This is a genomic window from Nocardia sp. NPDC023852, from assembly GCF_040639505.1.
In the GTDB taxonomy this organism is placed as follows: domain Bacteria; phylum Actinomycetota; class Actinomycetes; order Mycobacteriales; family Mycobacteriaceae; genus Nocardia.
Genome location: NZ_JBFAAB010000030.1, coordinates 25448 through 49177, shown reverse-complemented (window position 1 = coordinate 49177; position 23730 = coordinate 25448). Strand labels below are relative to the sequence as shown.

Sequence of the window (23730 nt, the reverse complement as noted above, 5' to 3'; positions counted from 1 at the left end):
GATGAGCGGCGCGAGCGTGGACCGAGCACGGCCGGCGGCACGAGAAATTCTCGTCCGGTGCTCGACCACGCCTCCGCGCCGCTGGATCGGCTGCTGTCCAGGCGAAGCCCGAGCCGGCCGCTGTCCTCGAATCACCTGGAGCAGGACGTCACCGCGCCGGCCGGCCGACAACGGCTGGAATCCGACCGCAACCTCACCTCGCCGCCGCCACTCCGGAGACGTTCTTAGCCATGGGAATACAGCAGGACCAGTAAATCCCTTGGGAGTCATACGCTTTCGAGCAGCGAAACCACGCCGGCGAGGTCGATCCTTCCGATTGTCGCCGCGTATGAAACGTGAGGACGACGAGGCATTCTCGATGAGCACTTTTGTTTTGATTCACGGTGGAAGCCACGGCGCGTGGTGCTGGTACAAAATGATCCCTCGGCTCGAGTCGGCCGGGCACCGGGTAGTGACACTGGATCTTCCCGGCCACGGCGTCGATCGAACTCCACTCGAGGGACTCACCCAGCACCACTACGCCGCGGCCGTCGAAGCAGTCCTGCGCACCCTCGAGGAGCCTGCGGTGCTGGTAGCCCATTCGATGGGGGGAATGACGGCGTCCTTGACCGCCGAACGCTGCCCTGAAAAGATCGCCGCTATCGTATATTTGGCCGCCATCGTGCTGAACGGTGGGCGGTCGATGATGACCGACCCCGACATGGCGCGACTTTTCGGAGAACTGAGCTCTTCTCTAGTATTTGATGAGCAGAACGCAGCGAGCATCTTCCCCCCAGAGTTGGCGATTCGGTGTTTCTACGGCGACTGCGACGCCGCGGACACCGCTTTGGCGCTGCGCTTGTTGACCCCCGAACCCAACAGCGCGATGTCCACGCCGATAGACGTGACCGCGCAGCGTTTCGGCACCGTTCCGCGTTTCGGGATTCAGACCTTGAACGACGGTCTTCATCCTGCCGATCTCCAACAGATGATGTACAAGCAGAATGATTGTGCCGAAATCGTGAGCCTGCCGACCGCCCACTCGCCATTCCTGTCCGCTCCGGACCAGCTCACCGAACAACTTTTGTACTTCGCCGACCGAGCCCGGTCCTGAGTTTCCGCGAGGCATCAGCGCTGACAGCTACGATTTTCTGGCAACCGCACGGCGCGCTCCACGCCGCAAGACATCGAATTCACCGGCATGGCCGGTGGGCCCGATTATCGGTCCGCATGCACCTCGGCACAACCCAATGGCCGGGCGGCAGGGGCGATGCGAAGAGCGCCTTGGTCGAGATCGAGCATCAGCGGCCCCTGGGTGGTTTGCAGCTGCCTCCGCAACTGGTCTGGTATGTAGTCCATGGTGGCTATTCGGTTGCGGTAGTTGAGAAAGCTGTGGCAGCCGATTGCCTGGATACCTGATCGACGGGCGCTGGTGACGGCATCGGTCAAGGTCCATACAGCGTTTTCGGCGGGCTGGATGATGTCGATGGCGTCCAGGTGGCGAGACCGGATCCGTTCCCTGAAGAACTTCGCCGCGAAGTGCCGGTAGAGCACATACTCCGAAGCGCCGGTCCATTTGGCATGTTCTACCGTCGCGAGGAACGCCTCCCAGAACGGTCGCGCGTGCTGATGCTCGACTCGCCGCATCAGATCGGCGAGAATCTGCCGGTCGAACACCATGTGGTGTTGCATTCCGCTGTAAGGGTCGACGGGACGCCACTCGGCGAGCAGCCTGGTCGCCGCGGCGATCGCGGAGTGATGAGAGGGCAGCCCATGCTCGCGAGTATCGAGGCGCCACTGCAGCGGATACCCAAGCGCCAGGCAAGCTCTGCCCTCCTCGTCGATGAACACGACGTCGTCGACAAGTGTGTAGTCCGCGTCGAGCACGAGGATGTGCTCGGCCGCACCCGGTAGGATCTCGAAGCAGTCCAGTTTGATCAGTTGCTGGAAATACCACGACGAATTGTGGTGATCGCCGCCCCCCGCGCGCAGAGTCGCTTCGATCATCGCGGGCTTCGGCGACACCGATTCCTCGCCGATCCACCGCACCACGCCGCCGACCCTCACCTGCGCCGCCAGTCGAGCCGACCCGACGACATTCACCGACCGGATCGGGTTGCGACTGTATGTGATCAGCCCCGCGATACAGGTGTCCAGACCGGCAAGGTCCTTGGCTGCTACCGGGATCATGACATCGATCGCTGGTAGGCACGCACTTTCGCTGGCCACGTTCACTCTCCCCGAAGGCTGATCGTCAGAGGCAACCATAGCCAAGACATTCGGCGTATGGTCCGGCCCTGACGTTTTCGCGGTTGGTCGTGTGGGCGGCATCGAGGTCGTCGTCCTTCTCGCCGAGTTGGCGGCGCAGTTCCGCGACTTACTTCCGTCGTTCCAGCGCGCCAGCCGATGGTCGTGCCGCGCGCCAGCCGATGGTCGTGCCGTTGGAGTTCTCTGGCCGACCCACGACAACCCTCGGTCCGCCGCGCTGATTCCGCTGGTGGCGTAACCGATTCCCGGCACGCGGCCAGAGAACTACCGTGGCCGCATGCACTCACCGATCACAGGCACAGCCGCCGGCGTGCCGTTCACCGCCCTGCCACCGGCCGACAACGGACCCGCGCCGCTGATCGTCACCTGGCACATGCTGGATGCGCCGAGGTCGAACGCCGCGTTCGCTGCCGCGTTGCCGATGAACGACCTGCCCGCGTGGCGGGTGCACCTCGGCATGCCGATGTGCGGGGCGCGCATGGTCAACGGCAGCACCGCCGCCGTCTTGGAGCTGATCCGCAAGGACGCTCTGATGTCCTTTCTGTACCCGTTCGTCCGGCAGGCGACCGAGGAGTTCCCGGCCGCGCTGGCGTCGATCCGTGCGCAACTGCCGGTCGACGACGGCCCGATCGGCGTGCTCGGCGGCTCGCTGGGCGGGGCCGTCGCGCTGCGGATCCTGGCTGGCACCGAGATCCCGGTTGCCGCTGGCGCCGTCGTGAACGCCGCCATCCGGATGCGGTCCGTCGTCGACCTGTTCCCAGGCGACTACCGGTATGACACCGAGTCCGACAAGGCCGTCGACAGCCTGGACTTCGTCGCCGAAGCGGGCGCCATCGCTGATCGCGCGCCGCTGCTGGTCGTCAGCGGCGAGCTGGATCACCCGGCGCTGCGTGCCGACGCCTTCCGCCTCGTCGACGCTTTAGGGGAACAGTCCGAACTGCTGTCGATCCCTGGTTTGGCGCATCCGCTCGCCGACGAGCCCGGCATCGAGCCCGCGCCACAACTGCCGTCGGCTCGCGAGGTAGACGCCGGCCTGACCACGTGGTTCCGACGCCACCTCACGGATGCAGGATAGGTGTGTTTCTCAGGACGTTGGTTCCACGGTGGTGAGGTCGAGCTCGACCGCCGCTGTCGGAAGCATTCGCACGGTTCACATTTCGACACCCATCCTGCCCTGCGGCCGATAGTTTTCCGGCCAGTAGGGCGGCCGGTGTCATCACCCCGCCCGCATGGGCGGTGCGGAAGGCGTCGGCCCCCGGTGAAAGCGAACCCACCCAGACCAGATACAGCACCGGCAGCAGTGTCAGCCCGATCGAACGGCTGCACTACGCTGGGCGATCTCGCGTTCGCCGAGCGTGCTTTTGCCGGTCCCGGTAGACACGCTGCCCGCCGAAGTCGTCTACGCTGTCTCTGGCCCACGTGCGCATCAGAATCGGCCGATACCAATATCTTCCGCGTGATGGTGGTGTCCCATTGCCACTGATCGGCGGTGTGTAGATGACCGATGTAACCATTCAGGAGTGCCCGCGTGCCAGGTGAAATCGATTCCGCTGTCTTTCCGCATCTGGAGGCAGACCTCGACCGGGTCCGTGAGGTTCTCGGGCCCATACGGCTGCCGGGCAGGCCCGAACTGACCGCCCTCACAGACGAAGGACCCGACACCTCCCGCCGCCTGGTCCGGCCCACCTTGACCTTGCTGTCGTACTACCTACTCACCGATCCCGCGGCGCCGGCCGACGACCGTACGATTCGCGCCGCCGCGGCCGTCGAGCTACTGCACCTCGGCTCGCTGTACCACGACGACGTCATCGATCACGCGTACGAGCGTCGAGGTCGCCCCAGCGCCAATGCGGTGTGGGGATCACACATGGCCGTACTGGGTGGCGACTCCGTGACGGCCTCGGGCGGGCGCATGCTGATCGAGCTCGGCCGGCGCGAAGGGCTCGCAGGAGCGATCGTGAGTGAGCAGATGTGCGCGGGCATGGTGATCGAGGCCGCCGATCAGTATGTGGCATCCCGCAGCGAGCAGGCCTACCTGGACTCGATCGACGGCAAAACAGCGGCGCTGGTTCGGAGCCTGCGAACGCGAAGCGCACCATCGCATCAATGGCTATATCCCCGCCACGGCCGACTACCTGCCGCTGCGGAGGTCGACCAGTGGCATCGACATCGCCCTCGCCTGCGTGGAGGTGTACCAGGACCGGGAACTGCCGTCGAAGCTGCGCAACCACCCGGTGATCCGGCGTCTGGAGGAACTCGCCTTCTTGGTGACCTTCGTGGAGAACGACCTGGTGTCACTGGATCGGGACGAGGCCGACCATGTCCCTTACAACCTGGTGCGGGCGGTCCGTCACGAGACCGGCTGCACCCGCCGCGAAGCCGTCGAGCAGGTGCAGCGCCGGTTGGCCGATCAGCGTGCCCAGCTCGATGCGGTGCTGCGCTACGCTTCCGCATGCTCCCCGGCCTGTCGGGCCAGGGGAAAAAGTACGCGTCGATGTACGAGGTCATCGCGCAGGGGGCGCTGCGGGTGAATCAGAGCGATCGGCACACGCAGAACTCCACTTCCGCGGCACCGGACCTGGAACGCTTGCGCCGTGAGATCTACCTCCCGGCCGACGAACCGGCTTTTACCGCACCGTAAGCCCCCCAAGCCGGCGAAGCACCGAGGGGTCTTGGTAACAACAACGGCCTAGGACCTATCCCGTTCCGTGACCGCTCGCGGGCACCCGGATCGTGAGAATGAAACCGGGCATCCATCACCGCCGGCACCAGGAGTTGCGCCACCCAGCGCCGGCCGCGCGAGCGCTGGAGTGCGGCCTCATGAGCGGAACCGGCGGGCCACGTCGTGCAGCGCGGTTGCCAGCTGGTCGACGTGGCCGGTGGGGGTGAACTGGGCTGGGGTAACCCGCACACAGTCGCCGCCCGCGACGCCGCCACGCCGGACCGTGAAGATGCGGTACGTGTCCAGCAGGTAGCCGGCGATGGCCTCGTTGTCGGCTTGCGAGGTCCGACCGGAAAGCCGGAACGACGTGATCGCGCCATACATCGACGAGTCGTCCGGGGTCAAGATCTCCAGGTTGTCGATCTGCCGGACCTGATCGACCCAGCGGTTACGCAGGTAGCGCAGCCGGGCTTCCTTGACAGAGGCGCCCAGAGCCTCATGACAGTCCAGAGCGGTCGGCAGGGTGAGGAAGGCAGCCACGTCCAGGGTGCCGGAGTGAACCCGGGAGCGAATGTCGCCTGCAGGGTAGGTTTCGTCGGCGAAGGCCGCGTCGATGTCTGCCAAACGGTTCTTGCGGACGTAGAGGAACCCGGCACCGAGCGGCGCGTTGATCCACTTGTGCAGGGAGAACCCGGCGAATTCCACATCCAGGTCGGGAATGGTGAAGTCGAGCTGACCCCAGGAGTGGGCCGCGTCGACGATCACGTCCACATCCCGTTCCCTGGCCATCGCCACGATTTCCCGTACCGGCACGACCAGGCCTGTGCGGTTGTTCATATGGCTGAGCAACAGCAACCTGACCCGGGGATGGTCGCGCAGCGCCCGGGAGTAGGTGTCGAGAACTGCCTGGCGGGTCGGCGGTTCCGGGATCACGATCCGCACGATCTCGACGCCACGCCGGTGGCGCAGTGCGTTCACCGCGTACTGACAGCTGTGGTAGTCGAGGTCGGCATACATCACGGCATCGCCTGGCCGCAGCCGGTTGTAGCCGGCGATGAGATTCTGCAGCGCCTCGGTGCCGCCACGGGTCAGGGTGACCTCCTCCGCGGACACACCGGCCGCCGCGGCCAGGCGTTCCCGGATGTGTTCGAGTTCCGCTTTATAGGTGGTTCTCAGCAGGTACGAGTTCAACTGGTTGAGCCGGTCCATGTTGCGCAGGTACTCACGACGCACCGGTGCCGGCATAATCCCGTAGTAGCCGTTCTCCAGGTTGATGACTTGCGGGGTCACCGGATATTGGTTTGCCACCGTAGTCCAGAACCGCTCGTCCCTGGCGATCTCATCGAGACCGCGGCCCGAGGGCGCCACCACCGGCGTGATATCCGATCCCCCGTCCTTGGAGTGGTCCCCTCGCAGGATGCCGGGCGCAACGGCACCGGCACCGAGCCCGGTCAACAGCCGACGCCGAGACACAGACATAGCCATTCCTCTCAACAATTGCCTTGCACCGCAAGGCTTTTCGACATGCAGGGCCCACCGCTCCCGGTGGGCCCTCTCCCGGATCTACCGCAGCATCTTCCGATCGCATCGAAGTCGGACTTCCCGGCTGCGGTATGCACTCGACATAATCTGCGCTGTGCGTGCGACCGGTGCGGGCCCGCAGCTGGTCGGGTTCCTGCTGTGGACGGGCCCGATGTCGAACGTCTGGCGCGGATGTGACGTATTCGCGACCGTGCGATCAGCGCATCCCGTCGGTTGCGTCGTCCGCCCCCGCGGGGACAGTTCCTCGACTGGCCGCGTGCACACTCGGTGGCCGGCGGCGGCCTACCGGGTGAGCGCCTGTGATGGAGACAGCTGTGGGCCGGAAACGGTCGAGGCCGTGTAGTGCGAACGTCGCGAGGACGCCGATCAGGCTGAGTCCCAGCCAAATCGCCCAGTCCGCTGCGGCGTCATGGGCGGCGCCGACAATGGCGCCGGTGGCGAGATTGCCGATCAGGATGCCGACACCCACGACGGTGTTATAGAAACCGTAATGAGTCGCCACCAGTCTTCCACTCGAGAGTGTCACCACGGTGTCCATCTCGAATGGAAATACCGCCGCCGTGCCGACCGCCAGGATTGCGGCCGAGACCAGCAGTGCCCCGACCGCGGCTGCGACGCCGAATCGGTCCGGTCCGGATACAACCGCCAGCGGCACGAACGACGCGGTCAGGATCCCCATGCCGACGACCAAGCTACGGCCGGTCCCCCATCTCGCCTTGAACCATCCGGTGATTCGCAACTGCCCGGCGACCGTTACCACTCCGGATACCACGAACACCGCCGACACCAGCAGCTGAGATCGTGCGCCCGCGACGAATTCGGCCTGTAACGGCAGTGCCAGATACACCTGGAACGACAGCACATACGAGCCGATCATCGCCAGCGCAAACCACACGAACCGCCGGTTGGCAACGACCGTGCGCCAATCGTCGAGCACCGAGGGCTTCTCCGCCGCCGCCTCCGTGCGCCGGGCGGGCAAGGCGAACAGCTGCGCCACGGTCAGCGCCGCGAACACCACCGCCGCCGCACCCGCGGTCACCCGGAAATCCACCGCCATCAACGCTAGGCCGACCAGCGGACCGGCCAAGATGCCCGCCTGATAGAAGACGTTGAACACCGCGAACGCTTCCACCCGACGCTCCCCGGTATCGGCCGCAAGGTAGGCACGCACCGCCGGATTGAACAGGGCCCCGGCGAAACCCGTTGCCGCCGACGCGATCAACAAACCAGGCAGTGAGGTCGCGAACACCAGCAGCGCGAACCCACCGGTACGCAACAGACACCCCGCCACGATCAGCGGCTTGTACCCGAGCCGGTCGGCCAGTGTGCCGCCGACCAGGAACATGCCCTGCTGGGAGAAGTTCCGCACGCCCAGCACCAGCCCGACCGCCCACGCCGCCAAACCGAGCGGACCCGCCAAGTAGCCCGCCAGGTACGGCATCAACATGTAAAAGCCGAGGTTGATGCCGAACTGATTGACCATCAACCACCTGGCAGCGAGGTCGAAACTACGAAACTTCCGGAACACCGTCACGAGACCGCCTCCCCGACCAGGGACAGCGCGCGTGGATCGACCACCGTCGCACAGCGAGTCCAAGACTGGACCACCCGCTCGCTCGGATGCGCGATAGTGTCCGGCTCGATCGGCGGGGCGCCGTCCAGCAATCCGTGTTCGGCGCAATACCGATCGTTGTAGACGGTGTCGAAATAGCGGTGCGGACCATCGGGGAACACCGCAGCGACAGTAGCGTCGGCGTCATGGGTGCGGGCCGCCCAGCCCGCGACCAGCGCCACGGCTCCGACGCTCCAGCCGCCGGCGGCATAGTGGGTCGCGGCGAGGGTGCGGCAGGTCCACACCGCCTCCGACGGCGCTACCCAGTGCACTTCGTCGAAGGCGGCATAGTCGATGTTCGGCGGGTAGATACTCGATCCCAGGCCGCGCATCAGGCGAGGGCCCGCGGGCTGACCGAAGATCGTCGAAGCCACCGTGTCCACTCCGATGAGCTTCAGGTCCGGATTGAATCGGCGCAGCACCCGGGCCACTCCGGCCGAGTGTCCGCCGGTGCCTACCGCGCACACCAGCACATCCACCACGCCGAGCTGTTCGATCAGCTCGAGCGCCAACGATTCGTAGCCGTCGACGTTGTCCGGGTTGCTGTACTGGTCCGGGCACCAGGCATCGACATCCTGGTCGAGCAGCTCCGCGACCCGATCGCGACGGGCCTGCTGCCAGCCCCCGATCGGGTGCGGCTCGGCCACGACGTCCACCTGCGTGCCGTAGGCCGCGAGCATTCGCGCGACGATGGGCTCCAGACCGGGGTCGGTCACCACCGTGACCGGGTGGCGGTACACCATTCCAGCCAGCGCCAAACCCAAACCCAATGTTCCACTCGTGGATTCGATGATCCGTGCCCCAGGCGCCAGCTCGCCCCGGACTTCCGCCCGCCGCACCATGTGCAGCGCGGGACGGTCTTTCATACCGCCGGGATTGGCCGCTTCGATTTTGGCCCAGAACCCACGCCCGACCGGTGCCAGCGGGGCGCCGACCCACAGGACGGGAGTGTTCCCGACCAATGCGTGGGGATGCCGGACCGCGCCCGGCGCGGCACCAATCCCTGCGGATATCTCGGTGCGCCTGTCGAACACAATCTTGTTCATGACTGTCGCTTCCTGTATCTGGACCGCCATCAAGACGGTCCGAACGATGAATGGGCAGCGAACACCGGCCGACGACCCGGCAACGTCGGCCTGGCGCTGACCTGTCAGCGTCGCGCGATACAGAACCGCGTGAGTAGATCCCGCCCACCCGCAGCGGGCAGGGACGTCGCCGGTGGACCACGGACACCGCGGCCGTGTGGCGAGAAGACGACCGTGAGGACAACAGCGGCCGCAACCAACATCAACACCAACAGTTGAAGCGATAGGGCCCTCGTCCCTGTGCTTGGCAGCACCGACTTGACGAGGCAGTGCACGATGTGCGGACCGCAGTCATCATCCGAATCTGTTGCAGCCCCGTGGGTGTGCTCCTCCGGCACAGAATGCGCACGGGAGGTGAAGTGCCCGGCTACCGAGGCGGGCGATGGAGGCCGGTGCGCATGGGATCCCAGCAGTGCACAGTCGATCATGTGTGCCACGAGCAGCACCGACACGACAAATGCGACCACGACTCCACCGCGCCGCAACCGACCGAGAGAATTCACAATGTCCGACTATAGCAACTTACCGCTACGGGGTATACCTATCTGGAGAGCCCGAAACGGGGCGCCACAACGGTAACGGCGGCGCACATTCGGCCGAAGTCGAACTCGCCGGTCGTGGCGCTCGAGGTGCCGGGGCGGCACTCATCGCTCCGTCGGCGCTGACGCTGCCGATGATGCTGTTCGGTTCCGCTCCGCGGAAATCGACCAAGGCGCGGGCGTCAGTGGCGGCGGCTCCGGCCGGTGGCACTGCGGGTGTGTTCCTCAGGGGTGTCATCACCGAGTACATCAGCCGGCTCGGGTTTCTACATCAACGCTCCGAGCGCGATTTTCGCGCTTATCGCCGTGCCTGCCCTGATGTCCAGCGCACCACAGCCTTCCAGTCCTGTCGATCTGCTCGGCGCGGTCATCGGTCGACAGCGGCTATCGGGGACCGACCCGCCATGGCACCTCGTTCGGCGGCAGGTCGTTCCATGCGGCGTAGGCGTCATGCTGGCCGAGTGCGATTGATGCCTCGATGAATTCGTGATCGAAGTACAAATAGCTGAACAAGTCACCGCGGCGAGGGCCGTCCCCGCCCAACGCGCGGCCCAGCATCCGTAGCTCTGCATGACGGAGCATTCGCACGATGCCTCGCCGCTGGTGGCGCTGGTTGGCGAATATTTCCTCGGCAAGGTTGCCCAGGGTTGCCCGCGCTGGCGGGGTGATAGAAAGGAAGGGGATGACCTTTCGTGGTCGCCCGGTCGTGGTGACGCATTCTGTCGAGTCGACGAGGGTGTTGACTTTGGCGAGGGTCCGCAGGTCCTCGATCATCCGGTCGACCAGCGCAGCATCCATCAAACGCACGACTACGTCGTCCACGTCGGGCGGTAGGTTGTTCGCAGGCAGTGCAGGTGCTGCGTCGACTTCGGGGTGAGTCGCCACGACGGCGATCGCGTCGGTGCCCAGCGCGATCGCTGGTTTGAGTGGTGCGTTGAGCCGTATACCGCCGTCCAAATACCAACCGTTCCACTGTTGCGGTTCGCTGATGCGAACGGGTGGAAATACGATCGGGATGGCCGACGACGCGAGCACATGCTCGAGCGTGATGTCGGCGGCCACGTAATCAATCGGCCGTTCATCGTCGGGTGGTGGCAGCGGCACTGCGTCGGCGCCGTCGACGAACACAACGGTCCGGTTGTCCGCGCCGGATGTCGCGACTACCGCCAGCGTGGTACGCCCCTCGGCGATATTGGTCCGCAGCTGATTCCAATCGATGACTGATCGGGCCGTGCGGCGCAGCGGATCGGTGTCGAGCAGATTGGTCAGCTGCACTCGCGGTATTCGCAGTAGCTGGCCGGTAGCGCGGGTTGCGACGCGGGGAAACCCGATGATCGGCGACCGGAACACGTCGGAGACTGTGATGTCGCGCCAGACCTGGAGCGCCTGTTGTGCCTGCTCGGCCGGCGGCAAGTGCGACAGGGCGGCAAAGATCGTCGCGTTGATGGCTCCAGCGCTCGTGCCGACAAACCGTAACGTTTCGACACCCGCGCGGCGTAGGCGCGGCACCAGCACCGAAAGCACACCTGCCTCATAGCCGCCGCGGGCTCCGGCGCCAGCCACTACTACGCTCACCCGACGGGGTGGGGACGCAGACCACTCCTCCATCAGTGAACTCCCTTCCTCAGTGAACTGCGTAAGGGTGCACCGGCAATTGGATTTCCGGGCAGCTGGATCGCTTCGATATGGGGAAGCGGCTGGGGTTGAGGGGCTACACCCTTGCACCCTGCACGCGCGTCCACCCCTGCACGAAACCGGGATCCGCGAGCAATGATTGTGACTTGTGGATCGATCCTGGCGGTTGTGGATACCGACGACACGGTGCGCGTCATGATTCTCCTGGACCCAGGACAGATAGCCATTGGCGACGATACCGCAAGAACGCGGCCGGTTGGTTCTGTTCGGAGCCCCCTGGGTTCCCGAAGTAATTCGGAAAACCCACGGTCAGGATCCCGGGGCACGGCTAGGTATCCGATCTGCCTGCCAGCACGCAGTGTCGGCGATGCCTGGCGATAGGTACTCGCTGCCACGGCTACCGCTGTCACCGCGGACGGCACACTGATCACCCGATGCACAGCCGTACACATCCGCGACACCGCGGTGGCGGGCGACGACTTCACCCGACTCCAGCCGGTGGCGGCTGTGCTGGGGACGTTCGACCAGGTGCTCGATGACGGGCGATAGGCGTCCATGCCGCTGGCGGCCGGAACCCGGCTAGCGCGGGATCACGAGATCCGACGCGCTCCAGCCGACGGTACCGCCACGAGGGTCCGGGGCGCTGTGAAGTTCTCGGCGTGGAACCGCGTCGCTATGGCAGCGGCGATGTGCCGCGTGCGCTCGGCGTCGGCGAGCGCGATGACGCTACCGCCGAAGCCACCACCCACCATGCGAGCTCCGTGGGCGCCGGCCGCCAGCGCCGTATCGACCGCGGCGTCGAGTTGCGGTGTGGAGATTTCGAAATCGTCGCGCAGCGAGGCATGCCCTGCGGTCAGGATCGGCCCGATCTCGCGCGGATCGTGACGACCGCGCAGAGTGTGGAGGACCGCGAGCACCCGGGCGTTCTCGGCGACGACATGGCGGGCCCGCCGTCGCAGCACAGGATCGCCGATCCGATCCGTTTCGGCTGGATCGGTGACTTCGCGCAGCGCGCGCACGCCGAGCGCCGCGGCGGCCTCCTGACATTCGGTGCGCCGCTTGCCGTATTCGCCATCGACCAGCTGATGCGGGGTATTGGTGTCGACCACCAGCAGTTGCAGCCCCGCCGCGGCCAGATCGAACGGGATCTGCGTGTGCTCACCCCTGGCGAAGTCGAGGAACAGGGCGTGCCCTGCGGTGCACAGCACCGAGGCCGACTGATCCAGGGTGCCGGTGGCCGCGCCGACGTAGGTATTCTCCGCGGCCCGGCCGATGTCGATGAGGTCGGTGTCGGCGACGGGCAGCGCGAACAGGTCACGCAACGCGATCGCCACCGCACACTCCACAGCCGCCGAGGATGACAGCCCGGCGCCGACCGGCACCGCGCCGTCGAGCTCCAGTGTCACGCCCGCGACCGCATGTCCGCGACGGAGGTATTCGTGCACCACACCCAGCGGATACCTGGCCCAGCCGGACACATCGGCCTCTGCCAGTCCCGTGATCGGCACGTTCACCGACTCGCCGGGATGCTGCCGTGACGAAACCCGTGCCCTGCCGTCGCCCGTCGCCACCGCGGTACAGGTCACCACCTGCGGGACGGCGATCGGCAAGGCGTAGCCGTCGTTGTAGTCGGTATGCTCGCCGATGATGTTGACCCGCCCGGGCGCCGCCCATACCCCGCTGGTCACCGCATCTCCCGCAATTCGGCCGCGACCGTCTCCGGCGTGGTGTCGCTGATGAACACCGACATACCGGACTCCGAGCCGGCCAGGTACTTCAACTTGTCCGCCGCACGACGGGTCGAGAAGAGCTGCAGGTGCAGCCACCAATCCTCGCGGGCCACACCGGATCCTGGCGTCGGCGCCTGATTCCACGCGGCGATATACGGCATCGGGCTGTCGAAGTAGTGCGCAAAGCGTTGCAGCACATCCAAGTACAGTGTCGCGAACGCATCGCGCTGCGCGGCCTCGAGGTCAGGAAGGTCAGCGACGCGACGATGGGGATACAGCAGCACCTCGTAGGGCCAGCGCGCGAACGGCGGCACGAACGCCGTCCACTCCTCATTGGCCGCCACTACCCGCAGCCCGGCCGTGCGCTCGTCGGCCAGCAGGTCACCGAACAGGTTGCCGCCGTGGGACTTCCGGTAGCGCCGCACATTCTCCGACATCCTGGTCACCCGCGGTGTGACGAATGGGTAGGCGTAGATCTGTCCATGCGGATGCGACAGCGTCACCCCGATCTCCGCACCATGGTTCTCGAAGCAGAACACCTGCCCGATGCCATCGATGTCGGCCAGTTCCGCACTGCGCTGCGCCCAGGCGTCCACCACCAATCGGGCGCGCTGAGGATCCAGTTGGGCGAAGGAGGAATCGTGATCGCTGGTGAAGCACACCACTTCACAGCGGCCGAAGCCGTCGCGCAGCGGGGTCAGCGGTGAGCCCGCGACGGTCGCGCCAACCGATCCTGCCCCGTCTGCGTCCGGCACCGCACCGGGCCCGAGCGGGCCTTCGTGACCGGTGGACAGCGAGGGGAACCGATTCTCGAAAACGACCACCTGATACTCGGATTCGGGGATCTCGGTGGCCCGCTCCGGCGTGGACGGGCACAGCGGGCACAGATCGGCGGGCGGCAGGAAGGTCCGGGTCTGCCGGTGCGAGGCGATCACTACCCACTCGCCCAGCAGAGGATCGAAGCGCCGCTGCGAATGCGTGGTCGTCTGTAGCGGCTCGCGAGTGCCGGTCGCGGTGCGCGGTACGCCCGGGTCGGCGTCGAAGTACAGGATCTCGCGGCCGTCGGACAGCTTCCGGCGGGTGGTGATCACTGGGCCGCCCGGCAGTAGACCTGGGCCCAGGTGGGCGGGCGGTGAAGTGGCGGCGGCGCCATGGCGACCTCCGATCGTCGCTCGAGGATTCGGTCGGACAGTACACCGACGACCGTGAACACTCACATCGGATGAATCGGAGCGGCGGCGCCGTGGATGCGGTGCCACCGCCCTCCCTGCGGACGGAGGCAGCGCGGGCAGCGCACGACCCTGTCCTCATGCCGCTCCCGCGACACATCCTCGCGAGTCACGAACTGCCACAGCGCCTCTCCAGGCGGAGACCGTCGATGGGACTGCGGACACAGTCGGCACTGGTCGGATCGCTCTGCTCGTGCGAGCTCGTCGGTGTGTCACATAGCTATTGACAGCGCGTTGGCTGGGATGGTTTCCTCTAGCAGGTCGGTAGATCGATCTACCACCTTGCGGATGGCTACACGGCGCGCCTTTCGGCCCTCAGTAGTCGCGGAGGTCATGTGTTTGCGCGAGAGGGCGTTCATCGATGAAGGCCACCAAGTCGTTCGTTGCGCTGTCCCTGGTAGGGGTGCTGGCATGGGTGGGTTCTGCATGTGGACTGACATCCGGGCACACCGCGACCGCACTGACCATCTATACGGCACGCCCGAGCAGCATCTCGCAACCGGTGATCGACGCGTTCGAGGCCGCGAACCCGGAGTACAAGGGACGTGTACGGTTGCTCACCCTGGGGGCAGGTGAGGTGTTGGAGCGAGTCCGGGCCGAGACGCATCGCCCCCAAGCGGACATATGGTGGGGCGGCACACCACAGCAATTCGGCGAAGCCGTGCAAGCCGGTGTGTTGTCCCCTGCTCGTGACGACGTTATCGCCCGTGTTCCGGAACAGTTTCGAGGGTCGGACAATTTGTGGCTGGGCGAGATGCGCACAGTCAATCTGATCTTCTACAACCACGCGATGGTGGAGCCCGGGCAGGCGCCGAAAGATTGGGACGATCTCATCGCGCCGGCACTGAAGGGAAAGCTGCTGATCCGTGATGTAGCGGCATCGGGAACGATGCGCAGCATCTACGGGGCTTTGATCGGTCGTTCCTATACTCGAACCGGCGACCCCCAGCCGGGTTATGACTTCCTGCGCGCTCTGGACCGCAACACCGAGGCTTATGTCCCGCATCCGAACGACTTGTATCTGCGCGTCCAACGGCAAGAGGCGCCGATCAGTGTCTGGAATCTGCAAGACATCCTGGGACAACGGGCCAGAGGCGCGCCGTTCACGCCGGTGGCACCGACATCGGGTGCACTGATGCAGCTCGACGGTGTCGGCAAGATCAGAAGTGGACCGCACGGCGGCAATGCAGACACCTTCCTGGAGTTCCTGCTCCGCCCCTCCACTCAGCAGATGTTGGCGGATCGGACGTTTCAGCTCCCGACCGTGCCGCTCCCGCGGGATCCGGCCTGGCTGGCCGACATCGATCTACACGAGATGTCGGTGGATTGGGCGACGGTGAATCGCGAGGAGGACAAGTGGATCGACTATTGGGTTCAGAACATCAAGAACCACCGTTGACAAAGCGCTGAGCAATCAACCTCCGGTCCTGTTGGAGACATCGTGATACCGATCGAACTCGATCACATTCAGAAGACCTACGACAACACCACCGAAATAGCCATGAACGCCACCATCGCCGCCGGCGAGCTGTTCACACTGCTCGGTCCATCCGGATGCGGCAAGTCCACCCTGCTGCGGATCATCGCGGGCTTCGTCGACCCCACCCGAGGTCGGATTCTGTTCAACGACAAGGACGTCACGACGATGGCGCCCAACCGCCGGGACACCGGCATGGTGTTTCAGAACTACGCGCTGTTTCCCCACATGACCGTCGCCGAGAACATCGCGTACGGGCTGCGGGCGCGCAAGGTCGACAAGAAGTCGCGTGCCGCGCGTGTCGCCGTGGCGCTCGATCAGGTCGGGCTCGCCGGATACGGACACCGCCGGATCGACCAGCTCTCCGGCGGACAGCAGCAGCGCGTCGCGCTCGCTCGGGCGGTGGTCATCGCGCCATCGGTGCTGCTACTGGACGAACCGCTGTCGAACCTGGATGCGAAGCTGCGGGAGGAAACCCGTGCCGAGATCCGGCGGGTGCAGTCGGAAGCCGGCATCACCACCGTGTACGTCACCCATGATCAGGCCGAGGCGATGGCGATGAGCGACCGTATCGCAGTGCTCGATCGTGGTCGCGTGCATCAGATCGACACGCCGTGGGCCGTGTACCACCGTCCCGCCACCGCCTTCGTGGCCCGCTTCATCGGGCGCAGCAATGTGGTGCCGGTTACGGTCGTCGAGGTGAACGATCGCGAGGTCGGTGTCGAGCTCGCTGGCGGGTCGTCCATTACGGTGCCGATACCGGCATTCGGCCCGATCGGTGTCGGTGACGAACTCGCGCTGTCACTGCGTCCGGAAGCATTGGAATTCGCCACACCACAGCGAGCTGTGGCCGAGGGAAAAGTCACCGACATCGAATTCAGCGGCGCTGCAAGCACTTATACCGTAGTAACGCCGGATCTGACGTTGCGGGTCTCCGTGTCCGACGCCATCGGCCGACCACGGATAGGTGACAGCGTCTCGATCGGGATCGCTTCCGGGCACCCATGGTTGGTGCAGCCATGACCGCCGTCACTGCCGAAATAGCCTCACCCGCCCCAGACGCCCCGAGCCCACCGGGATCCGCGCCGAGCCGCTGGAAGAGAATGCGTCGCCGGCTGCCAGGCAGTTCCAGCGCAAGGTTCGTCTACCTGCCGACGGTGGCGGTTGTGGCGGTTCTCCTCCTCTTCGTCGTCATTCCCATGGTTTACACCGCGATCTCGAGCACGCGAGGAAAAGGCGCCCGGGCGAACTACGAGACATTCCTCCATGGCGGGTCGGGCACGGCGCTGGTGCTGTCGGTGGGGATCTCGCTCGCGTCGGTTCTCGGGTGCGGCATCATCGGCACTCTGCTCGCGGTCACGATGAACCGCTTCGATTTTCCGGGCCGTCGAATTCTCGAGGTCGCCGCGATTCTCCCGATGGCACTGCCGCCATTGATCGGCGCGGTGTCGTTCGTGCTGCTCTACAGCGTGACCGGCATCGTGCCGCGGACACTCTCGCAGTGGTTTGGTATCGATCCGGGTACGGTGGCGGTGAACGGCGTCGGTGGTGTGGTGCTGGTGCACGTATTCACGATGTTCCCGTTCTTCTACCTGCCGGTGGCCGCTGGGCTGGCCGGGATGGACTCGTCGCTGGAGGCCGCCGCGTACAACCTCGGCGCCAGCCGGATTCGGGTGTGGCGCACGGTTGTTCTTCCGATGCTGACTCCGGCGCTGGTATCCGGCGCCCTGCTGACGTTCATGATCTCGATGGCGTCGTTCACCGCTCCGCAGCTCTACAACGTGCAGACGCTGACGATGCAGATCGTCGCCACCAAGACCGGCGGTAACCAGGAACTGGCTGCCGCTCAAGCGACGGGGCTGGCGGTTGTGTCGATCTGCTTTCTCGTCTCGATGCGGTGGTATCAGGGTCGGCGCGTGCACCGCAGTCTGTCCAAGGGGATTCAGCGTGACCGGACCGCGAGCCGAGGGCCGATACGCTGGGTGGCCGCGGTCGCCGCGACTGTACTGGCCCTGGTGCTGATGGCGCCCGTGCTTACCGTGGTGCTGGTGTCGTTTTCGGTGGACAACTCATGGACGACACAGATCCTGCCGCCCGCCTACACGCTGGGCAATTACGCCACGCTGTTCACCGATCCGGGCAGCCTGCTGCCGATGTCGGTCAGCGTCCAGATGAGCTTTCTCGCCACGGTGGGGGCCGTACTGGTCGGGGTCGCCGCGGCGTACGTCGTCGCCCGCTGGCGCGGACGCGGCCGCGGCGTGATCGACATCATGGTGATGCTGCCGTGGGCCCTGCCCGGCACTGTCGTCGGCGTCAATCTGGTCAACGCGTTCGACGAACCGCAACCGAGCAATCTTGGGATCTCGCTGGTCGGGGCCTTGTGGATCCTGCCCGTCGCGTATTTCGTTCGATTCGTGCCGCTGGTATTCCGGTCGACCGGCGCGGCGCTGGGCACCGTCGATCCCGCACTCGAGGAGGCCGCGCTCAGTCTCGGATCCGGCCCGCTACGGGTATTGCGCACGGTCACGATCCCTCTGATCGCCAAAGGCGTCGTCGCGGGGGCGTTGCTCGCCTTCGTCGACGGTGTGGGTGAGTACGTCGCGTCGGTGGTCGTATATCCGGCCAGTTTTCCGCCGCTCTCGGTGGAGATCTACCACCGCATCTACTCGTCCGAATTCGGCACCGCCGCCGCCTACGGAACGCTGCAGATCGCGTTGATCCTCGCCGTTCTGATAGTCGATAACACTCTGCAACACAACCGGCGGCAACGGCGCCATCAGTCTGCGGCGACGGTAGTCACTCGTGCGGGAATCTGACCACGACAGGAACGGATACTGATACATGGCAAAGCGATTCACCTCCGGCCGAGTGCCGCCGAGCGAGATGGAACCGATTTTCGATACGTCGGCGCGTTGGCAATGTTGGCTCGATGTCGAAGCGGCGCTCGCTCTTTCGGAGTCCGACCTGGATCTCATCCCGCCAGAAGCCGGCTCCGCAATTGCCCGCGGCTGTCAGCTGGACCGGCTCGATGTAGCTCGCATCGAAGCCGAAATGGAACGAACCAGCCACCCCTTGATGCCCTTGATCGTCGAACTCAGCCGCACCGTGGAGCCACCACATGGCCGATGGGTGCACTGGGGAGCCACCACCCAGAACATCACCCAGACGGGCGACACCTTATTGCTGCGTCGCGCCTGCGTCCTGATCCGGAAACAGCTGCTGAGCATCCTCGCCGCGCTCGCCGAACTCACCGACCGCAGCGCGGACATGGTCATGGCCGGCCGCACCCACGGCCAACACGCTGTGCCGATCACCTTCGGATACAAGAGCGCCGCGTGGATCGACGAGTATCTGCGCCATCTCGAGCGGCTCGACCAGCTGGCGCCGCGGCTGTTCGTCGCCCTGCTCGGTGGCGCTGCGGGAACCTCTGCATCTCTGGGCGAACAAGCCCCGCAGCTGCAGCGACTCGTTGCCGACCGACTCGGGCTGGCGCTGATGGCCGTTCCTTCCCGCAGCATCGGCGATCATCAGGCCGAACTGGTCACCGTGCTCGGGCTGGTCGCTGCGACCAGCGGAAAGATCGCCCGCGAGATCTATCAGCTGATGAAGACGGAATACCAGGAGGCGGAGGAGCCCATCCCGGCCGGCACAGTGGGCAGCTCGACGATGCCGCACAAACGCAATCCGCAGCTGTGTCAGGACATCATCGGTATCACTGCCGAGATTCGGGCATTGGCACCGCTGGCTCTCGAATCGGCCATGGGTGAGCACGAGGCCGACCACGCCTCGTCTGTGTTGTTCGATACGCAGCGGCGTGCTTGTGAGCTCACCGCGGAATCATTGGCGCGCATCGAAGTCATCGTCGCCGGACTGCGTCTGGATCGAGAACGCATGCGCCGCAATCTCGATCTGTCCGATGGCATGATCTTGTCCGAGGCGATCATGCTGCGGCTCGGTCGAACCCTTGGTCGGCAAACTGCACATGAGCTTGTCTACGACGCGGCCCACACTGCGATAACCACCGATGTACCATTCGCTGCCGCTCTTACCGCGGACGCCCGCGTCGCCGGTAGGCTCGATGCCCAGGACATCGAAAGTTTGCTCCAGCCCGACGCGCACCTCGGATTCGCCCCGGCCATCGCGCGTGAGCAGGTCGACCGGGCTCGTGCGGCGGTTGTTCGCTGCGCGGGAAGCGACCGCGCCGGCGCGGAGTGGGAGGCGGGCACAACAGGTGACGAATCAGCAGGATGAGACCCGACACGCTACTTTGCAAGACGTAGCGAACCGGGCAGGCGTGTCCCGGGCGACCGCGTCCTTGGTCGTCCGCGGCACCGGCCGGGTGTCACAGCGGACGCGTGACCGCGTCCATCAGGTGATGGACGAACTCGGCTATGTCTACAACAGAAGTGCCGCTTCGTTGCGAGCCGGTCGCAGCAACGTCATCGGCGTACTGGTCACCACAGTGACCAACCCCTTCTTCGCCGAGGTGATCGTCGGGCTCGAACAGCGTCTGGCCCGACTGGGCTACGTGTCGTTGCTGGCGAACACCCTCAACGATGCCGACCGACAGGCACGGCTGGTCACTTTTCTCCAGGAGAGCAACGTCGCCGGTGTGGTAATGGTGCCAGCCTTCACCACCGATCCGCGTACCCTCCAATCGTTTGCCGCCCGCGAGATCCCCCTGCTGTTCTTGACCCGCGCCGCAGGTGAAGACCCGGATCTCTACCTGCGCACCGACGACGTCGCTGATGGCGATCTGGCGGCAGATCATCTGTTCTCGCACGGGTGCCGCACCGTCGCCTATCTCGGCGGGCCGGCGGATTCGGTTGCTCGGCGCGACCATCTCGCCGGAGTGCGGGCCGCGGCCGAACGCCACAACCTCGCGCCGGTGCGGCTCATCGACATCACGTCCCCCACAACCGCACGCGGGGGTCTTGCGGCCGGGCGCCAACTGCTTGCCAGCGAAGCGGCGTGCGATGGCATCATTTGTCATAGCGACGACATCGCGCTAGGTGTCTATCGCGCGCTCCATGATGCCGGACGGGCCACGAGCATCCCAGTGATCAGCTTCGACGATGTCGGCCATGCCGAGCTGATGGAGCCGCCACTGACCACGATCCGCCGCCAGCCGCTCGAGTTCGGCCGCCGGGCGGCCCAACTGCTGCACGACCGACTCATCGGCGATGTCACCGGGCCGGTGACCACTGTCCTCCCGTCCGAGTTGGCCATCCGACGGTCCTGCGGTTGCCGCCCGGATTCGACCCGCACGGACTGAAACCGGGTATCGGCGGCGCCGACCGCCACGCGACGGGCGGATTGAGCGTCGCGGAACCCGGCGAGCCCGGATCCGTGACCGCCGATCGCCATCCGGATCGACGGCTGGGCGAGTTCGGCCTTGATGCGCTGAGCACCCTCGCGGACGGTCGAATCGGCGTCCACATCCATGCCCGGGGTGATACCCCAGCTCAGGCGCGGTGTAGGGAGCTCCAGGTAGCGCATTGCGCCAGCCGCACAAAAGGTGGCGAAAACTCTGGGACGCGGGGCCCTGGCCTGCATGGCATGTGCGGCGCCAATTCCGCCGACCGCGCCCTGCGCCACCTCCGCTGACGCCACAAGCGCGCCACCGTCGGATCCGATGCGGACAGATTCGTTTCGGAAAAATAGCCGACTGTCCCATGCTCGGTATCCACTGTCGTTCGAATCCTTCGTGAGAGATGTCTTCGGCCTCGAACTCGGGTTGCGGATGATCTGCCCGTTGCCCCCGCCGGGCCGGGTCGCCCTGGCCGAGACGATCCGATTGCGCGAGCGCGCCGACAGCGTTGTGCACCTGTTCGAGCCGGACAACGGCGAGTGTCCGATGCCCAGAAGAAAAGTGGGTACAACGCGTGGCCGTTCACATTGCGAGGGTCGCGGACCGTCATTAAGTTCATTCCATGGGATCGGCTTTTCCGCGTTTACTCTCGCCGCTCGAACTGAGGCATGTCACGCTGCGCAATCGCGTGGTGATGGGGTCGATGCACACCGGCCTGGAGGAACGGGAGTGGCACATCGACCGGCTGGCCGCGTATTTCGCCGAACGGGCCCGCGGCGGTGTTGGCCTGATCGTCACCGGCGGATACGCGCCCAATCGCGAAGGCTGGCTCTCGGCGTTCGGCGCCGCGATGCTCACCGAGGCCGACGCGGAGCGACACCGTCTCATCACCACAGCGGTACACGAGGCCGGGGGCAAGATCGCGATGCAGATCCTGCACGGTGGCCGCTTCTCGCATATTCCCAACAACGTATCGGCCTCGGCCGTGGCGTCGCCACTCAGCCCGTTCGAGCCTCGGGCGTTGACCGAGCAGGAAATCGAATCGACGATCGCCGACTACGCGCGCTGCGCGCAGCTGGCGGAACGGGCCGGATACGACGGAATCGAGGTGATGGGCGGCGAGGGCTGGCTGATCTGCCAGTTCCTCGCGCCGTGCACCAACATCCGAACCGACCGATGGGGTGGATCGGCGGCCAATCGACGGCGATTCGCGCTCGACATCGTTCGGCGGATCAGGGCGGCGGTCAGCGATGACTTCTTCATCATATTCCGGATGTCCATGGCCGAGTTGGTCGAAAACGGACAAACCTTCGAGGAAATCGTCGAGCTGGCGAAGGATTTGGAAGCCGCCGGAGTGGACGCCCTCAACACCTTGATCGGCTGGCACGAGTCGCGGGTGCCGATCAGCGCGACCATGGTGCCGCGGGCCGCGTTCGTCGAATACACCGCCAAACTCAAGGCACACGTGAGCATCCCGGTGTGTGCCTCGTATCGCATCAACATGCCCGAGGTCGCGGAGGACATCCTGGCCCGCGGCGACGCGGATCTCGTCTCGCTGGCCCGGCCGTTGCTGGCCGACCCGGAATGGGTGAACAAGGCCGCCGAATCCCGGGTCGACGAGATCAACACCTGCATTGCTTGCAACCAGGCATGCCTCGACCATTCCTTTCTCGACCAAACAGTATCCTGCCTGGTGAATCCGCGGGCCTGCCACGAAACGCTGCTGCAGCTGCTGCCCACCCGGCGCGCTAAACGCGTCGCTGTTGTCGGCGCAGGCCCGGCCGGCCTGTCGGCCGCAATCGGGCTGGCCGAGCGTGGCCACCACGTTGAGCTCTTCGAAGCCGACGACAGGATCGGCGGCCAGTTCGATTTGGCCCGCCGCATCCCCGGCAAGGAGGAGTTCAACGAGTCGATCCGGTACTTCCATCGAAAGCTCGAACTCACCGGTGTCAGAGTGCATGTGAACACTCGCGTCACCGCCGAACAGCTCGCCGCGGGCAACTGGGACGAAGTCGTCCTGGCCACCGGCGTGCGCCCCCGCATTCCCGACATCCTGGGAATCGACCACCCAATGGTGCTGTCCTACCCGGAACTGATCCGGAGCGAAAAGCCCGTCGGCAAGCGTGTCGCCGTTATCGGCGCGGGCGGGATCGGTTTCGATGTCAGCGAATTCCTCGCAGTCGACCGGCAGAGGGCCCTGACCCTCGAGGAGTGGCAGGCCGAGTGGGGCATCACCTACGACGACCGCGCACCCGGCCAATTGACCACGCGCAGACCCTCCCCCGCCATCAGAGACGTGACAATGCTGCAGCGAAAGTCGGGCCCGTTCGGAAGAAGCTTGGGCACAACGACCGGCTGGATCCACCGCGCGGCCCTGGAAGCCAAGGGAGTCAAGCAGATCGGCGGCGTCAACTACGAGCGGATCGACGATCGCGGCCTGCACATCAGCTTTGGCAACAACCGGGAAGACCGGCGCGTGGTCGACGTCGACAACGTCATCGTCTGCGCCGGCCAGGAATCCGTCCGAGACCTCGAAGACCAACTCGAAACCCTCGGCATACGGGCACACGTCATCGGCGGAGCCGAGGAAGCCAAAGAACTGGACGCCAAACGTGCCATCAGCCAGGGCACCCGTCTGGCAGCCGAAATCTGAGCCCGCAA

General features: G+C 65.5%; 16 protein-coding genes and 2 pseudogenes. 11 read left to right on the top strand and 7 right to left on the bottom strand.

Annotation, left to right across the window (positions count from 1 at the left end):
- Position 1: 1 nt before the first annotated feature.
- A complete protein-coding gene (locus AB0H00_RS27985) occupies positions 2-1093 on the top strand; it encodes an alpha/beta fold hydrolase (protein WP_357272092.1) in 1092 nt (363 codons plus the stop codon).
- A 104-nt stretch (positions 1094-1197) separates the two neighbouring features.
- On the opposite strand, the gene AB0H00_RS27980 is transcribed toward AB0H00_RS27985, so the two are convergent.
- Positions 1198-2208 (bottom strand): DUF6492 family protein, encoded by a 1011-nt coding sequence (locus AB0H00_RS27980; RefSeq protein WP_357272090.1) that lies wholly within the window; start codon positions 2206-2208, stop codon positions 1198-1200.
- A gap of 316 nt (positions 2209-2524) precedes the next feature.
- On the opposite strand from AB0H00_RS27980, the gene AB0H00_RS27975 reads away from it, so the two are divergent.
- From AB0H00_RS27975 to AB0H00_RS27965, 3 genes and pseudogenes are all read left to right on the top strand, one after another.
- A complete protein-coding gene (locus AB0H00_RS27975; protein WP_357272088.1) occupies positions 2525-3322 on the top strand; it encodes an alpha/beta hydrolase in 798 nt (265 codons plus the stop codon).
- Between the two features lie 453 nt (positions 3323-3775).
- Positions 3776-4261, top strand: a pseudogene (locus AB0H00_RS27970) (polyprenyl synthetase family protein); the annotation flags it as partial.
- Positions 4254-4778 (top strand): terpene synthase family protein, encoded by a 525-nt coding sequence (locus AB0H00_RS27965; RefSeq protein ID WP_357272085.1) that lies wholly within the window; start codon positions 4254-4256, stop codon positions 4776-4778. The pseudogene AB0H00_RS27970 and the gene AB0H00_RS27965, both read left to right, overlap by 8 nt.
- Positions 4779-5065: 287 nt before the next feature.
- On the opposite strand, the gene AB0H00_RS27960 is transcribed toward AB0H00_RS27965, so the two are convergent.
- From AB0H00_RS27960 to AB0H00_RS27950, 3 genes are all read right to left on the bottom strand, one after another.
- A complete protein-coding gene (locus tag AB0H00_RS27960) occupies positions 5066-6388 on the bottom strand; it encodes an aminotransferase class V-fold PLP-dependent enzyme (protein ID WP_357272083.1) in 1323 nt (440 codons plus the stop codon).
- Positions 6389-6647: 259 nt separating this feature from the next.
- Entirely contained in the window at positions 6648-7934 is a 1287-nt protein-coding gene (locus AB0H00_RS27955) for an MFS transporter (RefSeq protein WP_357272081.1), read from the bottom strand.
- Positions 7935-7981: 47 nt separating this feature from the next.
- Entirely contained in the window at positions 7982-9109 is a 1128-nt protein-coding gene (locus AB0H00_RS27950; RefSeq protein WP_357272079.1) for a PLP-dependent cysteine synthase family protein, read from the bottom strand.
- Positions 9110-9749: 640 nt separating this feature from the next.
- On the opposite strand from AB0H00_RS27950, the pseudogene AB0H00_RS27945 reads away from it, so the two are divergent.
- A pseudogene (locus AB0H00_RS27945) lies at positions 9750-10056 on the top strand (MFS transporter); the annotation flags it as partial.
- 15 nt (positions 10057-10071) lie between these two features.
- Here the strand turns inward: AB0H00_RS27945 and AB0H00_RS27940 are convergent.
- From AB0H00_RS27940 to galT, 3 genes are all read right to left on the bottom strand, one after another.
- Positions 10072-11295 carry a patatin-like phospholipase family protein gene (locus AB0H00_RS27940; RefSeq protein WP_357272077.1) on the bottom strand — a complete coding sequence of 408 codons (1224 nt, stop codon included), beginning with the start codon at positions 11293-11295 and terminating at the stop codon, positions 10072-10074.
- 617 nt (positions 11296-11912) lie between these two features.
- On the bottom strand, positions 11913-13010 hold the full coding sequence (gene galK, locus AB0H00_RS27935) for a galactokinase (protein WP_357272075.1): 1098 nt from the start codon (positions 13008-13010) through the stop codon (positions 11913-11915).
- Entirely contained in the window at positions 13007-14122 is a 1116-nt protein-coding gene (gene galT / locus AB0H00_RS27930; protein ID WP_357272119.1) for a galactose-1-phosphate uridylyltransferase, read from the bottom strand. Before galT ends, galK begins: the two co-directional genes overlap by 4 nt.
- Before the next feature lie 520 nt (positions 14123-14642).
- Between galT and AB0H00_RS27925 the strand changes: the two genes are divergently transcribed.
- From AB0H00_RS27925 to AB0H00_RS27900, 6 genes are all read left to right on the top strand, one after another.
- The gene (locus AB0H00_RS27925; protein ID WP_357272072.1) at positions 14643-15680 is read left to right on the top strand and encodes an extracellular solute-binding protein; all 1038 of its coding nucleotides are present in this window, start codon (positions 14643-14645) and stop codon (positions 15678-15680) included.
- Between the two features lie 42 nt (positions 15681-15722).
- Positions 15723-16781, top strand: coding sequence for an ABC transporter ATP-binding protein (locus tag AB0H00_RS27920; RefSeq protein ID WP_357272070.1), 1059 nt, complete (start codon positions 15723-15725; stop codon positions 16779-16781).
- Positions 16782-16924: 143 nt separating this feature from the next.
- Positions 16925-18574, top strand: coding sequence for an iron ABC transporter permease (locus tag AB0H00_RS27915; protein ID WP_357272069.1), 1650 nt, complete (start codon positions 16925-16927; stop codon positions 18572-18574).
- 25 nt (positions 18575-18599) lie between these two features.
- On the top strand, positions 18600-20009 hold the full coding sequence (locus tag AB0H00_RS27910) for an adenylosuccinate lyase family protein (protein WP_357272067.1): 1410 nt from the start codon (positions 18600-18602) through the stop codon (positions 20007-20009).
- Positions 19990-21033 (top strand): LacI family DNA-binding transcriptional regulator, encoded by a 1044-nt coding sequence (locus tag AB0H00_RS27905; RefSeq protein WP_357272065.1) that lies wholly within the window; start codon positions 19990-19992, stop codon positions 21031-21033. Before AB0H00_RS27910 ends, AB0H00_RS27905 begins: the two co-directional genes overlap by 20 nt.
- 658 nt (positions 21034-21691) lie before the next feature.
- Positions 21692-23722 carry an NADPH-dependent 2,4-dienoyl-CoA reductase gene (locus tag AB0H00_RS27900; RefSeq protein WP_357272063.1) on the top strand — a complete coding sequence of 677 codons (2031 nt, stop codon included), beginning with the start codon at positions 21692-21694 and terminating at the stop codon, positions 23720-23722.
- Positions 23723-23730 lie beyond the last annotated feature (8 nt).

Excerpts from the sequence above, each read along its gene's own strand:
- AB0H00_RS27985 (WP_357272092.1), top strand. The coding sequence starts at position 2 with ATGAGCGGCGCGAGCGTGGACCGAGCACGGCCGGCGGCACGAGAAATT.
- AB0H00_RS27975 (WP_357272088.1), top strand. The coding sequence starts at position 2,525 with ATGCACTCACCGATCACAGGCACAGCCGCCGGCGTGCCGTTCACCGCC.
- AB0H00_RS27965 (WP_357272085.1), top strand. The coding sequence starts at position 4,254 with ATGTGGCATCCCGCAGCGAGCAGGCCTACCTGGACTCGATCGACGGCA.
- AB0H00_RS27960 (WP_357272083.1), bottom strand. The coding sequence starts at position 6,388 with ATGTCTGTGTCTCGGCGTCGGCTGTTGACCGGGCTCGGTGCCGGTGCC.
- AB0H00_RS27955 (WP_357272081.1), bottom strand. The coding sequence starts at position 7,934 with ATGGTCAATCAGTTCGGCATCAACCTCGGCTTTTACATGTTGATGCCG.
- AB0H00_RS27950 (WP_357272079.1), bottom strand. The coding sequence starts at position 9,109 with ATGAACAAGATTGTGTTCGACAGGCGCACCGAGATATCCGCAGGGATT.
- AB0H00_RS27940 (WP_357272077.1), bottom strand. The coding sequence starts at position 11,295 with ATGGAGGAGTGGTCTGCGTCCCCACCCCGTCGGGTGAGCGTAGTAGTG.
- AB0H00_RS27925 (WP_357272072.1), top strand. The coding sequence starts at position 14,643 with ATGAAGGCCACCAAGTCGTTCGTTGCGCTGTCCCTGGTAGGGGTGCTG.
- AB0H00_RS27910 (WP_357272067.1), top strand. The coding sequence starts at position 18,600 with ATGGCAAAGCGATTCACCTCCGGCCGAGTGCCGCCGAGCGAGATGGAA.
- AB0H00_RS27900 (WP_357272063.1), top strand. The coding sequence starts at position 21,692 with ATGGGATCGGCTTTTCCGCGTTTACTCTCGCCGCTCGAACTGAGGCAT.